The sequence below is a fragment of the Paenibacillus vortex V453 genome (assembly GCF_000193415.1).
In the GTDB taxonomy this organism is placed as follows: domain Bacteria; phylum Bacillota; class Bacilli; order Paenibacillales; family Paenibacillaceae; genus Paenibacillus_AQ; species Paenibacillus_AQ glucanolyticus.
Window position 1 is genome coordinate 214,367 of sequence record NZ_ADHJ01000020.1, and the last position, 22,035, is coordinate 236,401.

Sequence of the window (22,035 nt, forward strand, 5' to 3'; positions counted from 1 at the left end):
GGACTTTCATGATCATTACAACTGGAGAAGCGGAAGCGCCGGACATTGTTAAACGTGCGATAAGCTTATCCCAGGAGACCGGGTGCCGATATGTTCAGCGCGGCGGTCATTCATTACGAAAATTAGCCCGCAGATTCGGAGACGACGACATTCTGGTCGTATTGAACGGACATGTGCGTCTCAGCGGACCGGGCGGCTCTGTCATGGAATTTCATCCGAGCATGGGATTTGTCAGATTGAAACGCGTGCTGCACGGCAATCCGGATCCTATGCTGGATGCTGCCGGTATGGCCGAAGGAGACTCTGTTCTCGATTGTACGGCAGGGCTCGGCGCTGACTCCTTGGTGTTCTCGGGCAAAGGCGGGGAGAACAGCCGGGTCACCGCATTGGAGAGCTCGCTGCCCTTGTATGCGCTGCTCAAAGAGGGCCTTCGGACCTATGAAAGTCATCTGGAGGCCAGTGATCAGGCCATGAGGAGAATCGAGGTACGGCACAGCCATCACTTAGACTACTTGAAATTCGCTGCCGGATCGGAGCGTGGATATTGTCTATTTCGATCCGATGTTCCGCGAGCCGATCACAGATTCGGCATCCATCAATCCGCTTAGGCATTATGCGAATGGGGAACCGCTGGATGAGGAAAGTGTGAGAGAAGCGGTCAGGGTTGCACGAAAGACCGTTGTTCTGAAGGAAGCACGGTACAGCGGAGAGTTTGAGAGGCTGGGCTTTTCTTTGCCTGAGCGGGGAAAATCGAAAATAACGTACGGAGTGATTTCCATTGACAGATGAATCAAAACCGAAACTGCTCGTTCTTATCGGACCGACAGCTGTAGGCAAAACCAAAATGAGCATTGAACTTGCCAAGGAATTTGGATGTGAGATTATATCCGGCGATTCGATGCAGGTATATCGGGGCATGGATATCGGCACTGCCAAAATCTCTGCGGATGAGATGGAAGGCATTCCCCATCATCTCATTGACATCCACGAGCCGGATCATCCCTATTCAGTGGCTGAATTTCAGGAGCAGAGCCGAAGATTGATAACCGAGATTGCTGGCCGGGACAAGCTTCCGTTCCTCGTTGGTGGAACAGGGCTTTATGTGGAATCGGTATGCTATGGCTATCAGTTCAGCGAGACCGGGGCGGACGAGGCTTTTCGGGATGAGCAGTTCCGTTATGCAAACGAAAATGGTGCGGAAGCCCTTCACCGGAAACTTGCCGATGTAGACCCTGAAACAGCCGATCGGCTTCACCCTAATGACCTACGTCGGGTCGTTCGTGCACTGGAGGTATTCCACATGACAGGTATCCCGCTTTCAGCCCAGCTGGCCCCTCAAACCAAGCAGTCTCCCTATGACTTATGCTTGGTCGGTTTGACAATGGACAGGCAAATGCTATATAACCGTATTGAAGAGCGAATTGATCTTATGCTGAATCAGGGACTTGTTGATGAGGTGGCGGCGCTCATGGACAAAGGGTATGCTCCAGGGCTTGTATCCATGCAAGGGCTTGGTTACAAGGAGATTGTATCGCATCTTAACGGGGAGTTTAGCTACGAGGAAGCGGTGGTTCTGCTCAAGCGTGATACACGCCGGTTCGCTAAGCGGCAGCTGTCATGGTTTCGTCATATGAAAGACATCGAGTGGGTAGACGTCACCGACTCGGGAAATTTTTCTGCAAACTATCAAAAAATCCGTGCTATAATAGCAGGAAAGTTTCACTGAAATCTTGAATATATTTCAAAACAATCTAATTGAACCATTGGGGGTACGGCTAATGAACAAGTCCATTAACATCCAAGACACGTTCTTGAACCAACTGCGTAAAGAGAACATTCCGGCCACGGTATACCTGACAAACGGCTTTCAGATCCGTGGAACGATCAAAGCTTTTGACAATTTTACCATCGTGATTGACAGCGACGGCCGTCAGCAAATGGTGTACAAGCATGCCATCTCCACGTTCATGCCGCAGCGCAATGTGTCCCTGATGCAGGATAACAACAACGATCAATAGATTTTAGATTGATTCATAGAGAGCATAATCATACCATCCTGATTATTTTGAAACTTTTTTGTTTATAATTCGTTTAGTTATAAGGAGTGCAGAGAGCAACCTGAGAAGGTTGTTCTTTTCTTTCCGAGACTTGACGAGAGTCAGAGGCTTGATCCCGCAAGGGAGTAAGGAGGGGGACAAATGGCTGGAAAAGATAATCAGATGTCAAGGTTGAACAAAAACAAAGACAACTCGAAGACATCCAAAACCACCAAACCTAAATCGAAGAAGAAAAAAGGCAAAGGCAAACGAATTGCATGGGCGTTGTTTTTTACAGCCGTCATTGCGATCTTCTGCGCGCTTGCAGGTTACTTGTTCATCCTGATCAGCGGCGAGAAGCTGCTGGAGCAGAACCAGGATAAACTGACCGCTTACGGTACCTCCAAAGTGTATGACCGTAACGGCACCCTGATGGGTGAACTATCTATCCAGAAGAGTGACCCGGTCGAGTACAAAGATATTCCTGATTTATTAGTACAGGCATTCATTGCAACAGAAGATAAACGATTTATGGAGCATAACGGCGTGGATATGTGGTCGATCGGCCGTGCTGCGGTCAAGGATATCATGGCTCGATCCATGGTAGAGGGCGGAAGTACGATCACACAGCAGCTTGCAAAAAATATCTTCCTGACACGCGATAAAACATTTTTCCGCAAAGCGACGGAAATGTCGATCGCGCTCGCGCTTGAGCGTCAGCACAGCAAGGAAGAGATCATTGAGATGTATTTGAACCGAATTAACTTCGGTGGACCTTATTACGGCATTAAAGCGGCTTCCGAGCGGTATTTTGGGGAATCCGACTTGAACAATCTGGAATTGTGGGAAATGGCAACACTGGCGGCAATGCCGAAGGGGCCCTCCCGTTACAATCCGCTGAAGAACCCCGAGCTCTCCAAAGAGCGTCGTGCTGTGGTGCTGACTCTGATGGAGCAGCAAGGGTACATTACGGCCGGTGAGGCTGAGGAAGCGAAAAAGGTGGATTATGATTATACACCGCCTGAAAGACAGCAGAAGTATACGGCGTTTATTGATTACGTCATGGAAGAGGCCGAAGAGAAGTGGGGCCTTACCGAGGATGATGTCAACATCGGAGGTTACCAGATTTATACCACCATGGATATCAATGCTCAGCAGGCTGTGGAGGAGGAGTTCAGCAACCCGGCTAACTTCGAAGAAAGCCCGGATGATGTACCTGTTGAAGGCTCTATGGTTATTATTAACCAAGAGACCGGCGGTATCGTTGCCATGGCCGGTGGGCGTGAGTATACGAGAGGCGGGTTCAGCCGGGCAACCGACAGCCGTCGCCAACCGGGCTCCGCGTTGAAGCCAATTGTGTCGTACGCACCTGCGCTGGAATCCGGGAATTTCACGAAAGATTCCAGGCTGAGCAATAAAAAGCAGTGCTTCGGCGGCAATTACTGTCCGAATAACCTGCATGGTTACTCGGAGACAATCAGTATGCCTGAAGCGATTCAGCGCTCCGAGAATATTCCGGCCGTCTGGCTGTTGAATCAGATTGGAGTTAAGACCGGTTTTGATTTTGCGCAGAGTTTGGGCATCAAAATGTCCGAGGGTGACGCGAATCTGTCCCTTGCACTGGGCGGAATGGATACCGGTACAAATACTTTTGAAATGGCACAAGCGTTCAGTGCCTTCGCAAATGGCGGTGAGTTTAAAGAGGCCTTTGCGATCAAACAGATTAAAGATAACAAAGGTAAGGTTGTGCATGAGAACAAAGGAAGCAAAGGGAAGCGTGTAATGGAAGCTTCTACAGCTTCGCAAATGACAGACATGATGCGTCGCGTCGTTGATGAAGGAACGGGCAAGAACGCCCGAATCAGTCGCCCGGTAGCCGGTAAGACCGGAACCACGCAAAGTGGATACAAGGGTGTTAGCTCGAACCGTGATGTTTGGTTTGTCGGATACACACCGGAGTTAACCGCTGCTGTGTGGATGGGATACGATACGCCTGATCGACAGCATTTGCTGAAACGAAGCAGCTCGATCTCGGCTTCATTATGGGGCAAAGTGATGGAGAAGGCGGTTCAGGGTTATGAAGCGAAGAACTTCCCGAGCACCGAACCGCCACCGCCTCCAGTAGAAGAAACGACATTAACCGCCGTCAGCGGACTGACCGGTTCGTATAATGGCGAGACTCAGACCGTATCCCTGAGCTGGAATGCGGTTCAAGGCAGCAATATTCAGTATCACTTGTATCGTAAGGAAACATCCGAGGCGGAATACACCCGTATTCTCGATTCCTTGGGCGGAACCTCCATTGAAGATGTGAGCGCCATGGAAGGATTGACCTACGATTACTACGTGACTGCTTTTGATACTTCGACTGGCAAGGAGTCGGAACCTTCGAACGTTCTGCAGGTCGTCGCTGTTTCGGAGGAGCTGCCGCCTGAGGAAGTGGAACCACCTCCGGTAGATACCGAAGAACCGCCTCCGGTTGAGGATGGTGACAATGGAGCAGGGAACGAAGTGCCTCCGGGTAACGAAAACGGTAATGGCACTGGTCCTGGAGATACAGGCAATGGAAATGGCACTGGTGAAGGACCTGGCAGCGGAAACGGCAATGGAACGAATCCACCTCCTGACAATGGGACCGGAACGGGTCAAGACGGCCAGAACCCAGGCAATGGTTCTGATGGTTCAGGGGATGGCTCCAACAATGGAGGCAGCGGCACAGGGGGAAACAACTCGGATACGGGCAATGTTTCTACGGTACCGGGGACCATTGTTGATCCATCGGATCCTGCGAATACACAGGATGCACCGCAAGAAAGCCCATAACCAAACAGGAAAGCCTCCGCTTGAATTGCGGGGGCTTCTTTGTTTTGAGTGTGAAACCCAAATGTGGTAAGCTGGGAATACGATATGGGGAGGAAAAGTTCCATGAAACGTAAATTCGGAGATCGGGCGAATTGGCGCCGTATCACCCGCCGACACTTCACTTCCCGGTATGTGGAATGTGAGCAATTTACAGGGTATCTCACGCTATATACCATATACGGCCTGAAAGAACCGTTGTGGAAGACGTATGGCCGTCATACCTACCGAATCGCGGACAAAGGTTATTCTTGGCTGCAGTATTATCCGAAGGACAGCCATTTCATCGTTACCGCCATGTTTGATGACAAGCGAAAGATCGTGCAATGGTACATTGATATTTGCAAGAAGCAAGGAGTAACCGATCAGGGTGTCCCTTGGTTTGACGATCTGTATCTGGACGTTGTGGTCGTCAAGAACGGTGAAGTGTTTTTGCTGGATGAAGATGAGCTTGAGGATGCCCTGCGCCGGAATGATATTACCCGGGATGATTACAGGCTTGCCAAGGTGACTGCAAGGAACCTTCTTCGGGCCATCGACGCACATGAATTTCCTTACTTTATGATGTCTCTGAAGCATCGTGACCAGTTATTTCATAACGGAGAATTTAGGAGGAAGAAATAATGCGTCAGGAAATACATAAGAATTTGCCGAGAGCGGGCACGAAGAAGAGAGCATGGTTTAGAAGAGGGATGTATGCCCTGCTCTCTCTCGTTGTTCTTGGGGTATTGTGGTCGGGTTATGCGTATTGGAAAATTGAAAGCGCAGAGAGCAGCCCGGCAGAGAAAGCGGACGTCGGCATCATTCTGGGTGCATCCATGTGGGGCGATCAGCCAAGCCCGGGACTGCGGGAACGGCTGGAGCAAGCATTGGTTGAATACAACGCAGGACGATTTGATACTTTTATCGTGTCAGGCGGTCTCGACAAGCCAGGGTATACGTATACCGAAGCCGAAGGGATGAGAAACTTCCTGGTGGAGGCCGGCGTACCTGAAGAGCGCATCTACTTAGAAAACGAAGCCACGAGCACCTATGAGAATTTGCTCTACAGTCAAGATATCATGGAGAACAACGGGTGGAAGACGGCCATAATAATTACGCATGATTATCATGGCACGAGGTCGATGGAGGTAGCAACCACTCTTGGTTATGATCATCCTTCTATGTCGCTGACGGAATCTACCGTTCTCCCCATGGTCAAACACAAGTCGAGAGAAGTGCTTGCTTACACGAAATGGACGGCTGATCGGCTGCTGATCGCAGTTGGTGTCCTATGAGGACGAAACTTCTAATAAGCAGGCTGTAAATAGAATACATTGGAATAGATAGTCAGCCCTTTGGATAAAGAGGTGAGGAGCAATGAACGGGCGTGTAACGGCCGCTAACGGCCGATCTGAAGGACGGCCATCCAGGCAGATTAATGTCGTGCTCCGCAGCGCGGAACCTCCGCTTGTCAGCAGCGTGGTTCCGGAACGCGAACCGGCCCCTTCGCCAAACCCTGTTTCCCAGCACAGTCTATTCCAGGAAATACAGAAAGAGCTGGATCAGCTAGTAGGTCTGGATCAAATCAAAGACCTGGTGTTCGAAATTTACGCTTTGCTTCAAGTGTCTCAGATGCGTTCAGAAGCAGGCTTATTAAGTGGCGGTCATGTATACCATATGATTTTTAAAGGAAATCCCGGTACCGGCAAAACGACTGTCGCGCGCATCGTTGCGAAGCTGTTCCAGAAGATGGGCGTGCTGAGCAAAGGACATCTGGTTGAAGTAGAAAGAGCGGATCTTGTCGGCGAATATATCGGCCATACTGCTCAAAAGACCAGAGAACTGGTCAAGAAAGCACTGGGAGGAATCCTGTTTATTGACGAGGCATACAGCTTGGCACGAGGCGGCGAGAAGGATTTTGGCAAGGAAGCGATCGATACCCTTGTCAAGTCAATGGAGGATCACAAGAATCAATTTATTCTGATATTGGCAGGATACAGTGATGAGATCGATTTTTTTATGGATACGAATCCTGGACTGCATTCCCGGTTTCCGATACAGATGGACTTTCCGGATTACAACATGGATCAGTTGATTCAGATTTCAGAGCTGATGGCAAAGGAGCGGGATTATATTTTGATGCCGCAGTCGCTCAGCAAGCTGAAGGATCATCTGCAATCTGAGAAGGATCATGGACTCCATGCCTTCAGTAATGCCCGTTATGTGAGGAATGTGATCGAGAAATCCATTCGCAATCAATCGGTTCGGCTGCTGAACCAATATGTGACCGGGAATCCCGGCAAGCTGGAGCTTATGACACTAAGGCCGGAGGACTTTAAGTTAAACGGAAAATTACAATGATTTTAAACCTGTCTTCGAACATAATGAAGGGGTAACACCGCTTCCTGATCATCATCATGTTTATTGCAGGCAGCCGTGGTTAGTTAACATAAGAGACGTAATCGTTAGAAGGAGTTGGATATATGACTAATACAACGCATGATACCCGGACAGAGATCGAAGATAGGGCTATACTGGTCAGCTTGGTGACGGATAAGGTTAAACGTTCGGGAATCAATCCCGAATATTCTTTGCAGGAGCTGGTTCAGCTCGCTGAAACGGCTGGAGTTGAGGTGCTGGATGTGATCACCCAGAATCGCGAAGTCCCGGACTCCAAATGGTTTATCGGTAAGGGAAAAGTTGAAGAACTTCGCATGGCGATTGATGGATTGGGCGCAACCACCGCGATATTCGATCAAGAGTTATCCGGTGCGCAAGTACGGAATTTGGAAGAATCCCTCGATGTGAAGATTATCGATCGGACTCAATTGATTCTGGATATTTTCGCCCAGCGCGCCAAGACGCGTGAGGGGATTGTTCAGGTGGAGCTGGCTCAGCTTACGTATCTGCTCCCGCGGTTGTCGGGACATGGCAAGAATCTGTCAAGGCTCGGAGCGGGGATCGGGACACGCGGACCGGGCGAGAGCAAACTCGAAACGGACCGCAGGCATATTCGCGACAGAATCAGCGACCTGAAGCGGCAGCTGGATGAGATGACAAGGCACCGGAGTCTGCACCGGGAGCGCCGCAAGAAGAGTGGCGCCGTACAGGTAGCCTTGGTCGGCTATACGAATGCCGGCAAATCGACACTGCTGAATCGTTTAACGGCCGCAGACGTGTATATCGAAGATCAGCTGTTTGCTACGCTGGATCCGACCTCGCGTGCACTCGAACTGCCAAGCGGCAAAGAAGTGGTCCTTACGGATACCGTAGGATTCATTCAGAATCTTCCACATGATCTCGTTGCGGCATTCCGTGCGACGCTGGAAGAAGCCAATGAAGCGGATCTGATCCTTCATGTTGTGGATTCCTCCTCACCCATGCGAGATGAGCAGATGGCTGTGGTTCATTCTATTCTGCAGGACCTGGGAGCAGCGGATAAACCGCAGATCGTTCTTTTTAACAAGAAGGATGCGTGTGAGCCGGAGCAGTTGGAGATGCTGCCGACCGGGGAGGGGCAATTAAAGATCAGTGCTTATAATGATCAGGACCTGGACACGGTCCGTGAAGCGATCCAGAACCAGCTGTCGGGTGGGAATGTGACGTTTCGTATTCCCGCTGACCGGGGCGATCTGAACTCGGCTGTATACCGTATCGGCGACGTGCTGGAGCAGTCTCTTGATGAGAATGATATCCTCTACGAGGTTCGAATTAATAAAGCTGATTACGAGAAGATGGGTTATGTGCTTCATGATTACGTTCAGCAGCAGTAATGGAGATACAACAGCGTGAATTAAAGATGAAGTGTTAAGATGTGAGACATCATGTGTAATAGAGGAGAGAGCGGTTTGTCATGGCAAGATTTTCGCAGGATATACTTGGATTAAGCAATGAGATGGAAGCAAAAATAGGACAGCGCTTGCGCGAGATTGACGCGATCGTGGACTTCAATCAGTGGAAGGTGATCGATGCCTTCCAGAAGCATCACGTAAGTGATTTTCACTTCGCGGCTTCCACCGGCTATGCATACAATGATCGCGGGCGGGAAGTGCTGGATGAAGTATATGCAGACGTATTCGGGGCCGAATCGGCCCTGGTGCGTCCTCATTTTGCTTCCGGGACGCATACGATTTCGACGGCGCTGTTTGGCGTTTTAAGACCAGGAGATGAGCTGCTGTACATTTCCGGACGTCCGTATGACACTCTTCATAAAGTCATCGGCGAGCCTGGAGACGGCACGGGTTCCCTTCGGGATTTTGGCATCGGTTATCATGAGATTGCGCTAACAGAACAAGGTGAGATTGATTGGAATCAGGTGGAGATGATGATCACGCCAACAACGAAAGTCATCGGTATCCAGCGTTCCCGCGGATATGATTGGCGCTCTTCCTTTACGGTCTCTCAGATCGGTGAAATGGTTGCCCGTATCCGTTCCATTCGCGAGGATTTGATTATTTTCGTAGATAACTGCTATGGCGAGTTTACGGAGCAATTGGAGCCTACCGAAGTTGGTGTTGACCTGATGGCAGGTTCTCTCATCAAAAACCCGGGCGGCGGCATTGCCGAAACCGGTGGTTACATCTGTGGCAAGGAAGCCTATGTGGATATGGCAGCCTATCGGCTTACCGCTCCGGGAATCGGGCGTGAGGTGGGAGCTATGCTAGGCACGACGAGGGGGATTTACCAGGGGTTATTCCTCGCGCCTTCTACGGTGGGACAAGCGGTCAAGGGCAGTGTATATGCTGCTGCGATGTTTGAGGCCGTAGGATTTACAACCAAGCCGGGCTGGCAGGACGAACGGACGGATTTGATCCAGGCCGTTTCTTTTACCGGACCGGATCACTTGATCGCTTTTGTTCAAGGGATTCAGCGGGCAGCGGCAGTAGACAGTCATGTGGTGCCTGAGCCTTGGGATATGCCTGGATATGAGCACCCGGTAATCATGGCTGCAGGCACGTTCATTCAGGGAGGAAGCCTTGAATTATCGGCAGATGCTCCCATCCGATCTCCATACATTGGTTATATGCAAGGGGGTCTGACGTACTCTCATGTTAAATATGGGGTACTTATGGCCCTTCAAAGTATGAAAGATCGTAAACTATTGTGAGTTATCCTTACATGCGGTTGACGTAGCTGATCAGGAAATGTACAATAGGATCAGAATAGACCACTTGGAAGGTTGATGAGATATGGGTGATGAGATTCGGAGGAATATGGCGTTATTTCCGATAGGCATCGTTATGAAGCTTACGGATCTGTCTGCCAGACAGATACGCTATTATGAGCAGCATAATTTAATTGTCCCTGCCCGCACATCGGGCAACCAACGCCTGTTTTCCTTCAATGATGTGGAGCGACTGCTAGAGATTAAGGCTTTGATTGAGAAAGGTGTTAACATCGCTGGCATTAAGCAAGTTATGAACCCTGTCACAAAAGAGTCTGAAGAGGCTACCGTCATTACTCCTGATACGGAGAACAGACGCCGTGAGATGTCAGAGTCGCAGCTGCGTCGTTTGCTGAAGCAGGAATTGATTACCGCTAAAAGACCGGGTCAGGTTTCATTGATTCAAGGGGAATTATCCCGGTTTTTTAATAAATAAGGATTGCCATGCTGTAATTCTTCATTCACATTACTAGTTTTTATTTAAAAAGGAGAGGATAAAGTGAGTTATACCAGAGAGGACATTCTACGCATTGCACAAGAAGAAAATGTTCGATTTATCCGCTTGCAATTTACAGATTTGCTTGGAACGATCAAAAACGTTGAAATTCCTGTAAGCCAGCTGCCAAAAGCACTTGATAATAAAATGATGTTTGATGGTTCTTCCATCGAAGGTTATGTACGTATTGAAGAATCCGATATGTATCTGTATCCGGACCTCGATACTTTTATGATTTTCCCATGGGTATCCGAGGATCGTGTTGCGCGTTTGATCTGCGATATCTATATGCCTGACGGCACTCCATTTGCCGGAGATCCGCGCGGTATTCTGAAGAGAGCTTTGGAAGAAGCCGAAGAGATGGGTTTCACTTCCATGAATGTAGGTCCAGAACCGGAATTCTTCCTGTTCAAGACTGATGAAAAAGGCAACCCAACCATGGAGCTCAATGACCAAGGCGGATACTTTGACCTGGCACCAACGGACCTTGGCGAGAATTGCCGCCGCGATATCGTGTTGACTCTGGAAGAGATGGGTTTTGAGATCGAAGCATCTCACCATGAGGTGGCTCCTGGCCAACACGAAATTGACTTTAAATATGCGAGTGCTATCAAAGCAGCCGATCAGATCCAAACCTTCAAATTGGTAGTTAAGACGATTGCTCGTCAGCATGGTCTGATTGCTACCTTTATGCCGAAACCACTCTTTGGCGTGAACGGCTCTGGTATGCACTGCAACCAATCGCTCTTCAAAGGCAACGAGAACGCGTTTGTTGATGAGAGTGATGAGCTTGGCTTGAGCGTAACCGCTCGTAACTACATGGCGGGTATTCTTAAGCATGCACGCGCATTTGCTGCGATTACGAACCCTACGGTTAACTCGTACAAGCGTCTCGTGCCTGGTTACGAAGCACCCTGCTACGTAGCGTGGTCTGCAAGCAACCGCAGCCCGATGATCCGCATTCCTGCATCCCGTGGCCTCAGCACACGTATCGAAGTGCGTAACCCGGATCCAGCAGCTAACCCATACCTCGCTCTTGCTGTAATGCTAAAAGCAGGTTTGGATGGCGTTAAACGCGAATTGTCCCTCCCGGCTCCAATTGACCGTAACATCTATGTGATGACGGAAGAAGAGCGCATCGAGGAAGGTATCCCAAGCTTGCCGGCAAACCTGAAGGAAGCGCTCAACGAATTGATTCGCAGCGAAGTTATTTCCGACGCACTCGGCGATCATGCGCTGGCGCATTTCTATGAGCTGAAGGAAATCGAATGGGACATGTATAGAACACAAGTTCACCAATGGGAACGCGATCAGTACATTACGATGTATTAATAGAGGAATCCCCGCTGCTATATGGCAGTGGGGATTTTTTTGTTTAAGTCGGTGTAGGTGTGGCAGCGCCGACTTGTCATTCCAACTACGCTTGATTACAATAACATTACCCGAAATCAAAGGAATAACCGTAGAGGAGATTATAAATGGCCGTACTTAGGGACCTCCATGAAGAGGGAACTCGGGTTGAATTCCGTTTTATATCACGAATACCTGGTGAGAATGAAGGATGCCAGATCCATTTCAAGTTTTTTAAAGCGGATCATTTAATTTATGATTTGAATTTTGGTTGGACCAACCTGACGATTCGAAATTATATTAGAGTTACGACAGAATTTCCTCTTGATAGGCTTAATTCATTTAGTCTTAATGGTTTATTTATGTCTTTTGAAAAACATTTATATCAATTGGATTGGAAAGAAACAGATACGGCAGGAAGTTATCAATTGGGTTTTTACGGATCTGAGCAGGATTTTAATCTTACTGCTGATATAGAATCCGTAAGAAGATTTGGTTCTGAATTTAAATTGGATTGGGACCAGGCTCCTTTAACGACTGAGTAACATAATCTTTAGAAACCAGATAACATTAACCGGGAATGAAGGGGATCTACTCCATGTGGGGGAAGATGCCTTTTTTATTTATCAAAATTAGGGAACTTTTACTCGCTTCAATGACTCTAATTAGATGAGGTGAATCGGTTGGAGCTTGAATACGTAACACAAATGTCGAAGATGGATACACAAACCTTGAATGAAATGATGAACCAGTATGGAAATGATATATGGAATTACGCCTATTTTTTGACCAAGCAACATGCTCTTGCTGATGACATTGCCCAAGAGGTTTTTATTAAGGCCTATTATGGAATACATACGTTTCGTGGGCAGTCGGCGTTAAAGACATGGCTGCTTACGATTACAAGACATACGGCGTTCCGGCATAAACAGGCTTTTTTCTTGCGGAAAGTGACCTTGCAGGACAAGCCGCGTCTGGATGCGCAGAGCCGGTCAGCTGAAGCGGAATATATGGAAAGTCAGTATACGGATGAGATATGGAGGATGATTATGAGTCTGCCAAGAAAGTTCAGGGAGGTGCTGGTTCTAGATCTTTACTACGAAATGCCGATCACTCAGATAGCGGAGCTTCTAAACGTAGCCACTGGTACGGTTAAATCCAGGCTGTATCGGGCGAGAAAAAAAGTGCAGAACATGTTAAAGGAGAATTCTGGTTATGAATGAGGAAAAGCCTGATTGGTACGAGCGAGCGCAACAAGGTCCTTTTCAAAATGAACCATTTACCGCCGAGATGAAAAATAAGGTACAGGTGTCATTGACCCAAGGTAGCCATAGATCAAAGCGTCGTCCATATTTACGTGTTGGTATGACTGGCGTGCTATTGTTTGTCATTCTACTGCTATTGATTCAGTTTCCTTGGGGGGAACGTACGGTACAACAGCATACGGCAGGGGGGGGACCATCCCCATCTGTGACGGAGACGATTCGCGCAGAAGGTACAACGGATGAAGGAACGTTACAGGTAGTTGCCGTCGATAAGGAAGAGATAACGGAATTAGGAGCTCCCAGCTGTTTCGGACTCGAAACGGATCTGTCGTTTAAAGGGGATTACAAAGTGAAGTACACGGCAGAGGGGACTTCGGAGGATGTGGTTGTCCTTGAGGATCTCACCTTCATACAACCAACTTCCGCTTCTCTTCAGATGATTCGATTGCCTTTTCAGGAAGCGGATGTGTTCATACTCGCCCCGCAATATAAGGACTGTCACGGAATACAAATCTATGCATTTGCGGTGGAGCATGGGAGTGGTAAGGCGGTGCAGCTGCAATTTGAGGAGGAGTTTTCTAGAGCCAGCACGTCCTATTACAGACCGGGCACTACACCTACGGTGAAAGATAATAAGCTTGTTCTGAAGTCCACGGAGGGTCCAGGCGGGGAAGGCTCGCCTGAATATAATATGGCTGAGAGAATGTATCAATTAGATCTTAGGCAAAATGCCATGGTGATGGTCTTGCGCAAGGACCGGAAATCTTAAGGATTAAATAACGTAGCACAAGAGGTTACCATCCAACTAAGGAAGGTAACCTCTTGTTCATTGATATATGAAGTTAGTGTACATCCCTAAAGAGACCGATGACTTTACCGAGAATGGTTACATGATTCAGGCGCAGGGGCTCGTAAGTAGGATTCTCCGGCTGCAAGCGAACGTGGTCCTTCTCTTTGTAGAAGGTCTTTACGGTTGCTTCGTCTTCCTCTGTCATCGCTACTACAATGTCCCCATTGTCTGCAGTTTGCTGCTGGCGAACAATGACATAGTCACCGCTATGTATGCCAGCTTCAATCATGCTGTCACCAACAACAGATAACATGAATACCTTATCGTCGCCTACATAATGCTGAGGGAGAGGGAAGTAATCCTCGATGTTCTCCATGGCGGTAATAGGTACGCCTGCAGTGACTTTACCGACAACAGGCACTCTGGCAATGGTGTGGGTAAACAGATTAGCGCTATCGGATTCTTCTTGGCCAAGCAGTTCGATCGCTCTTGGCTTCGTAGGGTCACGGCGGATCAGGCCTTTCTTCTCCAATCGGTCTAGATGCCCATGGACCGTTGAACTGGAAGCTAGTCCTACAGCCTCGCCGATTTCCCGGACAGAAGGCGGGTAACCCTTGCTACGAACTTCGTTGCGGATAAACTCTAAGATCGCCAGCTGGCGGCTGGATATTTTCGACATGCCGTATCAACCCCATTTAGTAACGTTTGGGAAAATTATAACATAGAACTTCCGTTCGTACAAACATAAGTTCTAAAAAAGATAGAACAAATGTTCTTTTAGGTATTGTATCAAACAAATGTTCGTGTTATTATGAATTCATAAGAGAACACTTGTTTGGGAGATGATGATTCCATGTTGAAATACAGTACATACCGTAGTATTTATGAGAACGTTCCTGTGCGAACGGAGAAGTCTTCGGTGACTTGGGTCTATCAATTAAAAACCAGAATGACTTCCATCCCCTTAATTAAACTTCTATTCATTCTGCTGATTGTTGCATCCTTTTGGACGGGGGCCTATTCCGTTTTTGCCGGGGGAATGGAGAAGCCGACAGGTGAGAAGTTGGTCATTGTTCAATCCGGCGATAGTTTATGGCGTATCGCTTCCCTTCATAAACCAGCTGATATGGATACGCGCGTATATATTGATAGTATTAGAAGAACGAACGGTTTGAAAGGTCCTGACATACAGGCAGGAGAGGTGTTATCATTACCGGTGTGGTAATGTAATGAGAAATCCATTCTAACGCATATTGTGTATTTCTAATTACTAATACTCTATTGTTAATGATGGGGAGAACCCATTCATACTGATCATACATTCATATTTATTCTTAATGAGAGTTTGCAAGGGTGCGGTTTCCTTGACAAGCTCTTTTTCACATGTTTAAGTTATAAATGATATTGGAATTGGAGGAGAAGGCATGGATATTGATACTTTGGTGGAACGCATTAATGTATTAGCAAGAAAACAGAAGAGTGAAGGGTTGACCGAAGAAGAGCAGAAGGAACGGGCTGAGCTTCGGGAAATATACCTTAACAATATTCGTAGTAACTTTAGACAACAGCTTGAATCGATTGAATGGGTAGATGAAAATGAAGAAAAAGGCGGCCCGCGATTAAAGCAGTAGTCTATGAAAACTGTCTCATGATCTGATCAGAGGATTAATGGGCAGATAGAAGGATAGAATTATAACATTTGGGATGCCGGTTCATTTGTAGAGAATTGAACACGGTTTCCCAAATTTATATGGTTTAAATCATATTGAAATTGAGTCCAGGGGGAACCATATGTCACGATCATGGGAAAGAAAAGTCAACAAGAATATGTCACAACTCAACAAGCAGCGTAAGAAGCAAGGGCTGTCCTCGTACCAAGGTTCCACCATCTCCGATAAGAGTGATGTGTTTAAAGGACGTAAATACGTTCTGCCGTTAGTGCTCGTTGCGCTTGCCGGGCTGTACGCCCTTCTGGGCACTGCAACGTCTGGGGCAACAGGAGGAAGCAATGATGTGTTGAACTGGGTGGGTGTCAGTTTGTATATTCTATTGGCGCTTATGATTTTCTTGCGTAAGCCTTATTTGAAGATAGAGCGTGCCTCTGTATCCACGATGAAATTCAACCGGGAACGCCGTTTGGCTGTATCTGACATCGAGAAAATCAAAATTGCTTCGGGTTCCGTGGTTATCCAGGGCAAAGGGAAAGCGGGCAATTGGGTGTTCTCACGCATGATGAATCTTTATGATACCAAAGCGATGGGCGAGAGGCTGGAGGAGTTTGCCAAAACTCATCAAATTCCAGTGGAGCATGACTAATCGACAGAGCAGATAACAGTCAATATGGGGAGTGGGAGAGAAATGCCGATAGCTGCAGTGTTATTTGATTTGGATGATACGTTATTGTGGGACGAACGAAGTGTGGAAGAGGCTTTCGAAGTGACAAGCCAAGCGGGGGCAGCGGAAACCGGCGTCAATGCAGCTGAACTGCTGTCTGCGGTCAGGGAGGAAGCAAGAGCGTTATATGAATCGTATGATACGTTTGCTTTTACTAAAATGATCGGAATTAATCCGTTTGAAGGCTTGTGGGCGAATTTTACGGCTGGAGCACAGCCGGAATTCAGGAAACTTCAGGAACTTGCACCCGTTTACCGCAAAGAGTCGTGGCGCCGGGGACTTATTCGCGTGGGTGTGGATAATGAGTCGTTGGCTGAGAAGCTGGCTGAACGATTTGCTTCAGAACGTCGAACAAGACCCTATGTATATGAAGAGACCTTTGAAATTCTGAAGGAATTGCAGGGCAACGTGAAATTACTGCTTCTTACGAACGGAAGTCCTGATCTGCAACAGGAGAAGCTGGATGGCGTCCCGGAGCTGGTCCCATATTTCGATCATATTATCATTTCCGGCGATTTCGGCAAGGGTAAGCCAGATGTCTCCATATTCAAGCATGCACTTGATCTGTTAGGTGTGGAGGCCGATCAAGCTGTTATGGTCGGGGATAAACTGACAACGGATATTAAGGGCGGCAATGCGGCTGGGCTCCACACCGTATGGATCAATCGGGTCGATCGTCCCCATGATCCGGGTATACAGCCGAAGTTTGAAATCAAGCATTTATCCGAACTGCACGGCATTTTGAGGAATTTGTAAATTACAAGTATATTAATATCCATCGATACGTTATCGTACATAGAAACAGTCCTGAAGCAGATTATGCGATCCGGGGCTGTTTTTTGTTGGTCCTGTCGCCTGAGGTTTGTTGTGATTACCGCCTGTGATAAACGTCACACAATTGTAAGCTGTATGAGATAGAAAAAAAAGGTTAATACGATATAATGGATAGTAAGCTTACGCAGATTGGCATTGACCATTACGTGGATGAACCATACATAGCATTATATCGTAAAGAGGTGTTAGGCATGACAACGAAAAAGGTGGCTTTGTTTGCAGCGATGGTACTTATGGCTGTTGCGCTTGCTGCATGCAGTGACAGCCAAGCGGAATACAGCGATGATGTGATGGCAGAGCCTATCATTGTAGAACTGACGTTGACGCCGGAGAGCATTCAGGCTGGTGAGAAGGTATTAATTCAAGCAAAGGTGACACAAGCAGGCAATCCGGTGGAAGATGCGAATGATGTGGAATTTGAAGTAACACTCGAAGGTGGAGGCGTACAGGCGAAGGTGCCGGTTAAGCACGATCAGGATGGGGTATATCAAATGGAAAAAACCTTCCCCGATGTCGGAACGTATCGTATCGTTTCGCACGTCACTGCAAGAGGACAGCACTCGATGCCGTTGAAGGAACTCACGGTAACGGAGTAATGGAGTAATGCAACACAATAAAATAAGGCAGCGCAGGATCCGTGAATCGGATGGTTGCGCTGCCTTATTTTATTTTCCTATTCAATCAACCATTGCAGTTTTATTGGAACTGGGGATCCGCTACCGGTGTAGCTACCCATCCGTTCTCTTCAATGAAGAGACGAACTGCGATGATCTGTTTGTTCTCCATCAATGTGAAGAAGTGAGGCGTGTTTTCCGGAACGGAAATGACATCGCCGGGCTCAAGCTCAACATTAAAGTATCCTACATCGTCAGAACCTTTAATAATGAAGATCCCTTTACCGCCGACAATCGCACGGATTTCGTCTTCCGAGTGCGTGTGAACCTCTTCGAATTTCTTCAGCAGGTCCTCTATATTGGGCGTTGACTCGGAAAGTGTGATGACATCCCAAATTTTGTAGCCGCGTCTTGCAGCCAGGTCGCGAATCTCTACATCAAAGATGTCCAAAATGCGCTTCTTATCGTCATCACTAAGCTTGAAATTTTCTTGAAGCGCTGCCGGGAGTTTTTCCATATTCCAGTGCTCGTAAACAACCTCTTGGTTATTCAGGAATTCCCGAACATTTTCTTCCCCGGTAATACGTTCGTTCGTATTGCGAATTACAATCTCTGCCATAGCTCTAACCCTCTTTCTCCCGTTGGATTAATATGTATTATAGCCCCCCTCACCGCGTTTGTCATCTGCAAATGTTGATTTGCCCGAGCAACAACGCATATTTCAGCTTTTCTATTGAAAAATATTCTGATACACTAAGATTTAACGTTTTCCGGGGAGGTTTATGAGTTGAACAAGCCTAGCTTACAAGAAGTACTTAAGGAACGAATATTAATTCTTGATGGTGCCATGGGCACCATGATACAGCAAGAGGACCTCTCGGCAGAAGATTTTGGCGGCCCGGAGCTGGACGGTTGTAATGAAATGCTGGTCATTCATCGGCCGGATGTCATTCAGAAAATACATGAACAATACCTTGAAGCAGGTGCAGACCTGATTGAAACGAATACATTTGGCTCAACTTCCGTTGTGCTTGCTGAATATGATGTTCCGGAGCTTGCCAGGGAACTCAACCTGAAAGCAGCCCATTTGGCGCGTGCTGCGGTTGAAAAATATTCTACCCCGGACAGTCCTCGCTATGTGGTGGGGGCAATGGGGCCGACAACCAAGACGCTCTCCGTCACCGGCGGTGTGACTTTTGCCGAGTTGATTGAGAGTTACGAGGAGCAGGCCGAGGCTTTGATTGAAGGCGGGGTTGATGCGCTGCTGCTCGAAACTTCACAGGATACGTTGAACGTTAAAGCGGGGAGCATTGGCATTCGCCAGGCGTTTGAGAAGACGGGTGTTACCCTTCCTATTATGATTTCCGGTACCATCGAACCGATGGGAACCACGCTTGCCGGTCAGAATATTGAAGCATTCTACATTTCATTGGAACATTTAAATCCGGTATCCATCGGGCTTAACTGCGCTACAGGCCCGGAATTCATGCGCGACCATATCCGGTCTTTGTCTGAAATGTCAAGAAGTGCGATCAGTTGTTATCCTAACGCTGGTCTGCCTGACGAGAACGGTCAGTATCATGAATCCCCTGAGTCGTTGGCCCAGAAGATGGGTGCTTTTGCAGAAAAGGGATGGCTCAATATTGCCGGCGGTTGCTGCGGGACAACTCCTGATCATATTCGTGCGCTAAAGAATACGATGGACACCTTCCTGCCACGTCCGCTGGATGGTACGCATTTACCGGCATTGTCCGGCATCGAGCCTGTCTATATTGAGCAGGAAAACCGCCCATATATGGTGGGTGAACGTACGAATGTACTGGGTTCGCGCAAGTTTAAGCGTCTAATTGTTGAAGGCAAATACGAAGAGGCATCCGAGATTGCCCGTGCACAAGTGAAGAACGGTGCTCATATTATTGACGTTTGTGTGCAGGACCCTGATCGTGAAGAAAGTGAAGACATGGTCAAATTCCTGGAGCTCGTGGTGAAAAAGGTTAAGGTACCACTGATGGTGGATACAACCGATCCGGCTGTCATTGACTTAGCCCTCCAATACTCGCAAGGCAAAGCGATAATTAACTCCATTAACCTTGAAGATGGCGAGGAGAAATTTGAGCAAGTGATTCCCTTGGTACACAAATACGGTGCTGCGGTCGTAGTGGGCACCATTGATGAGAGCGGCCAGGCGATCCATCGTGACGACAAGCTGAAGGTAGCTCAGCGCTCTTATGATCTGCTCGTGAACAAGTATGGCGTTTCACCGGAAGATATTATTTTTGACACACTGGTATTCCCTGTAGGTACTGGAGACGAGCAGTACATCGGATCCGCCAAGGAAACCATTGAAGGCATTCGTATTATAAAAGAAGCGATGCCGAAAGTGCATACGATTCTTGGAATCAGCAACGTTTCCTTCGGATTGCCGGAAGCAGGACGCGAAGTGCTGAATTCCGTGTATCTGTACGAATGCACCAAGGCGGGCCTGGATTATGCGATTGTGAACACAGAGAAGCTGGAACGGTATGCCTCCATTCCGGAAGAGGAGCGCCGGTTGGCGGAGGATCTGATCTACCGCACCAATGATGAGACATTGGCAGCCTTTGTGGCGGCATTCCGCAACAAGAAGGTCGAGAAGAAGGTTCAAGTCTCGAATTTGACACTTGAGGAACGCCTTGCCTCCTATGTAGTGGAAGGGTCTAAGGAAGGACTTATTCCGGACTTGGATGAAGCATTAACCAAATACGGAGCCCTTGAGATTATTAACGGCCCATTGATGAATGGAATGAGCGAGGTTGGCCGCTTGTTCAACAACAATGAGTTAATCGTGGCAGAAGTGCTCCAGAGCGCAGAAGTAATGAAAGCCTCCGTGGCGTATTTGGAATCTTTTATGGAGAAAAACGAGTCATCGGTTAAAGGTAAAATCATGCTCGCCACCGTCAAGGGAGATGTGCATGATATCGGCAAAAACCTGGTGGAGATCATTCTGTCCAACAATGGTTATCGAATCATTAATTTGGGTATAAAAGTACCACCGGAGCAAATTATCGAGGCCTACCGGCGTGAACAGCCTGATGCAATCGGTTTGTCCGGTTTGCTGGTCAAATCAGCCCAGCAGATGGTATCAACGGCCCAGGATTTGAAGAATGCCGGGATCAGCGTTCCGATTATGGTAGGCGGAGCTGCCCTGACACGAAAATTCACCAAAACGCGCATTCGTCCGGAGTACGATGGGATGGTGCTCTATGCCAAGGATGCGATGGATGGTCTTGCTTTGGCAAACCAGCTTAGCGATCCGGTGCAGCGGACAAGAATGGTTGAAGATATCAAGGCAGAGCAAGAAGCGGAAGCTGCGGCTCCTCAAGTGGTGAAAGTGATGCCTAAGCTGTCAGAGGGCTTGCGATCCAAAATATCGACAGATGTCCCGGTGTATATACCGCCGGATATGGAGCGGCATGTGCTCCGGAATTATCCGATTTCGCATATCCTGCCTTATATCAACATGCAGATGCTGTTAGGACATCATCTGGGACTTAAAGGATCCGTGGAACAGCTGTTAAAAGCAAATGATCCGAAGGCAGTATCCCTTAAGGAAACCGTTGACGGTATCCTGGAGGAGGCCGTTCAATCGGGCATCATTCAGGCGCATGCCATGTACCGTTTCTTCCCGGCGCAGTCGAGAGGCAACGATATCATCATATATGATCCGAATGACACAACCAAAGAACTGCATACGTTTACGTTTCCGAGACAGCAGGTTGAGCCATACCTATGTCTGGCGGATTTCTTGAAATCCGTAGATAGCGGCGTGATGGATTACGTCGGATTTCTCGTTGTTACAGCAGGACACGGCGTAGGAAAACTGTCCGGGGAATGGAAGGACAAGGGAGATTATCTCCGCTCCCATGCGCTTCAATCCGTTGCCCTGGAAACGGCAGAAGGACTGGCGGAGCGGATTCATCACATGATGCGGGATACTTGGGGATATCCGGATCCGGCAGACATGACCATGAAGCAGCGCTTGGGTGCCAGGTATCAAGGCATTCGCGTCTCCTTTGGTTATCCGGCTTGCCCGGACCTGGAAGATCAGGAGCCGTTGTTTAAGCTGCTGCAGCCAGAGGATATCGGCGTTCAACTCACCGAAGGATTCATGATGGAGCCTGAGGCGTCGGTATCGGCGATGGTGTTCAGCCATCCTGAGGCACATTATTTTAACGTGGATAAAGCTTAACCTGTTGAATACCGGCATAGCCG

General features: G+C 48.1%; 21 protein-coding genes and 1 pseudogene. 20 read left to right on the forward strand and 2 right to left on the reverse strand.

Annotated elements, in window-relative coordinates; genetic code table 11:
* Positions 1-8: 8 nt before the first annotated feature.
* From PVOR_RS12855 to PVOR_RS12920, 14 genes and pseudogenes are all read left to right on the forward strand, one after another.
* Positions 9-789, forward strand: a pseudogene (locus PVOR_RS12855) (class I SAM-dependent methyltransferase).
* Positions 779-1,726: a tRNA (adenosine(37)-N6)-dimethylallyltransferase MiaA gene (miaA, locus tag PVOR_RS12860; protein WP_006209642.1), complete on the forward strand. Its 948-nt coding sequence runs from the start codon at positions 779-781 to the stop codon at positions 1,724-1,726. Before PVOR_RS12855 ends, miaA begins: the two are co-directional and overlap by 11 nt.
* A gap of 52 nt (positions 1,727-1,778) precedes the next feature.
* Complete coding sequence (hfq, locus tag PVOR_RS12865; RefSeq protein ID WP_006209643.1) at positions 1,779-2,018, forward strand: RNA chaperone Hfq; 240 nt, start codon at positions 1,779-1,781, stop codon at positions 2,016-2,018.
* Between the two features lie 180 nt (positions 2,019-2,198).
* The gene (locus PVOR_RS12870) at positions 2,199-4,859 is read left to right on the forward strand and encodes a PBP1A family penicillin-binding protein (protein WP_006209644.1); all 2,661 of its coding nucleotides are present in this window, start codon (positions 2,199-2,201) and stop codon (positions 4,857-4,859) included.
* 102 nt (positions 4,860-4,961) lie between these two features.
* A complete protein-coding gene (locus PVOR_RS12875) occupies positions 4,962-5,519 on the forward strand; it encodes a DUF402 domain-containing protein (protein WP_006209645.1) in 558 nt (185 codons plus the stop codon).
* Positions 5,519-6,172, forward strand: coding sequence for a YdcF family protein (locus PVOR_RS12880; RefSeq protein ID WP_006209646.1), 654 nt, complete (start codon positions 5,519-5,521; stop codon positions 6,170-6,172). Before PVOR_RS12875 ends, PVOR_RS12880 begins: the two co-directional genes overlap by 1 nt.
* Positions 6,173-6,254: 82 nt before the next feature.
* Positions 6,255-7,238 (forward strand): AAA family ATPase, encoded by a 984-nt coding sequence (locus PVOR_RS12885; protein ID WP_006209647.1) that lies wholly within the window; start codon positions 6,255-6,257, stop codon positions 7,236-7,238.
* Positions 7,239-7,360: 122 nt separating this feature from the next.
* Entirely contained in the window at positions 7,361-8,650 is a 1,290-nt protein-coding gene (gene hflX / locus PVOR_RS12890) for a GTPase HflX (RefSeq protein ID WP_006209648.1), read from the forward strand.
* 80 nt (positions 8,651-8,730) lie between these two features.
* Positions 8,731-9,984 carry a methionine gamma-lyase family protein gene (locus tag PVOR_RS12895; RefSeq protein ID WP_006209649.1) on the forward strand — a complete coding sequence of 418 codons (1,254 nt, stop codon included), beginning with the start codon at positions 8,731-8,733 and terminating at the stop codon, positions 9,982-9,984.
* Between the two features lie 82 nt (positions 9,985-10,066).
* Entirely contained in the window at positions 10,067-10,477 is a 411-nt protein-coding gene (locus PVOR_RS12900; protein WP_006209652.1) for a MerR family transcriptional regulator, read from the forward strand.
* A gap of 63 nt (positions 10,478-10,540) precedes the next feature.
* Complete coding sequence (gene glnA, locus PVOR_RS12905; protein WP_006209653.1) at positions 10,541-11,869, forward strand: type I glutamate--ammonia ligase; 1,329 nt, start codon at positions 10,541-10,543, stop codon at positions 11,867-11,869.
* Between the two features lie 146 nt (positions 11,870-12,015).
* Positions 12,016-12,432: a hypothetical protein gene (locus PVOR_RS12910; protein WP_006209654.1), complete on the forward strand. Its 417-nt coding sequence runs from the start codon at positions 12,016-12,018 to the stop codon at positions 12,430-12,432.
* A 138-nt stretch (positions 12,433-12,570) separates the two neighbouring features.
* Entirely contained in the window at positions 12,571-13,110 is a 540-nt protein-coding gene (locus tag PVOR_RS12915) for an RNA polymerase sigma factor (protein WP_006209656.1), read from the forward strand.
* Positions 13,103-13,921, forward strand: a complete 819-nt coding sequence (locus PVOR_RS12920) for a hypothetical protein (RefSeq protein ID WP_006209657.1) — start codon at positions 13,103-13,105, stop codon at positions 13,919-13,921. The genes PVOR_RS12915 and PVOR_RS12920 overlap by 8 nt, the downstream gene beginning before the upstream one ends.
* A 73-nt stretch (positions 13,922-13,994) precedes the next feature.
* On the opposite strand, the gene lexA is transcribed toward PVOR_RS12920, so the two are convergent.
* A complete protein-coding gene (gene lexA, locus PVOR_RS12925; protein ID WP_006209658.1) occupies positions 13,995-14,621 on the reverse strand; it encodes a transcriptional repressor LexA in 627 nt (208 codons plus the stop codon).
* Positions 14,622-14,795: 174 nt separating this feature from the next.
* Here lexA and PVOR_RS12930 point away from each other — a divergent pair, with 174 nt between their 5' ends.
* The 5 genes from PVOR_RS12930 (at position 14,796) to PVOR_RS12950 (ending at position 17,766) form a co-directional block, all read left to right on the forward strand.
* On the forward strand, positions 14,796-15,167 hold the full coding sequence (locus PVOR_RS12930) for a LysM peptidoglycan-binding domain-containing protein (RefSeq protein WP_006209659.1): 372 nt from the start codon (positions 14,796-14,798) through the stop codon (positions 15,165-15,167).
* A 199-nt stretch (positions 15,168-15,366) separates the two neighbouring features.
* The gene (locus tag PVOR_RS12935) at positions 15,367-15,573 is read left to right on the forward strand and encodes a DUF896 domain-containing protein (protein ID WP_006209660.1); all 207 of its coding nucleotides are present in this window, start codon (positions 15,367-15,369) and stop codon (positions 15,571-15,573) included.
* Positions 15,574-15,733: 160 nt separating this feature from the next.
* Entirely contained in the window at positions 15,734-16,258 is a 525-nt protein-coding gene (locus PVOR_RS12940; RefSeq protein ID WP_006209661.1) for a hypothetical protein, read from the forward strand.
* A 42-nt stretch (positions 16,259-16,300) separates the two neighbouring features.
* Positions 16,301-17,092, forward strand: coding sequence for an HAD family hydrolase (locus PVOR_RS12945; protein ID WP_006209662.1), 792 nt, complete (start codon positions 16,301-16,303; stop codon positions 17,090-17,092).
* A 269-nt stretch (positions 17,093-17,361) separates the two neighbouring features.
* Positions 17,362-17,766, forward strand: a complete 405-nt coding sequence (locus PVOR_RS12950) for a FixH family protein (RefSeq protein WP_040680553.1) — start codon at positions 17,362-17,364, stop codon at positions 17,764-17,766.
* A gap of 100 nt (positions 17,767-17,866) precedes the next feature.
* Here the strand turns inward: PVOR_RS12950 and PVOR_RS12955 are convergent, their stop codons facing one another.
* Positions 17,867-18,403: a cupin domain-containing protein gene (locus PVOR_RS12955; RefSeq protein WP_006209664.1), complete on the reverse strand. Its 537-nt coding sequence runs from the start codon at positions 18,401-18,403 to the stop codon at positions 17,867-17,869.
* Positions 18,404-18,571: 168 nt separating this feature from the next.
* On the opposite strand from PVOR_RS12955, the gene metH reads away from it, so the two are divergent.
* Positions 18,572-22,012, forward strand: a complete 3,441-nt coding sequence (gene metH, locus PVOR_RS12960) for a methionine synthase (protein ID WP_006209665.1) — start codon at positions 18,572-18,574, stop codon at positions 22,010-22,012.
* Positions 22,013-22,035 lie beyond the last annotated feature (23 nt).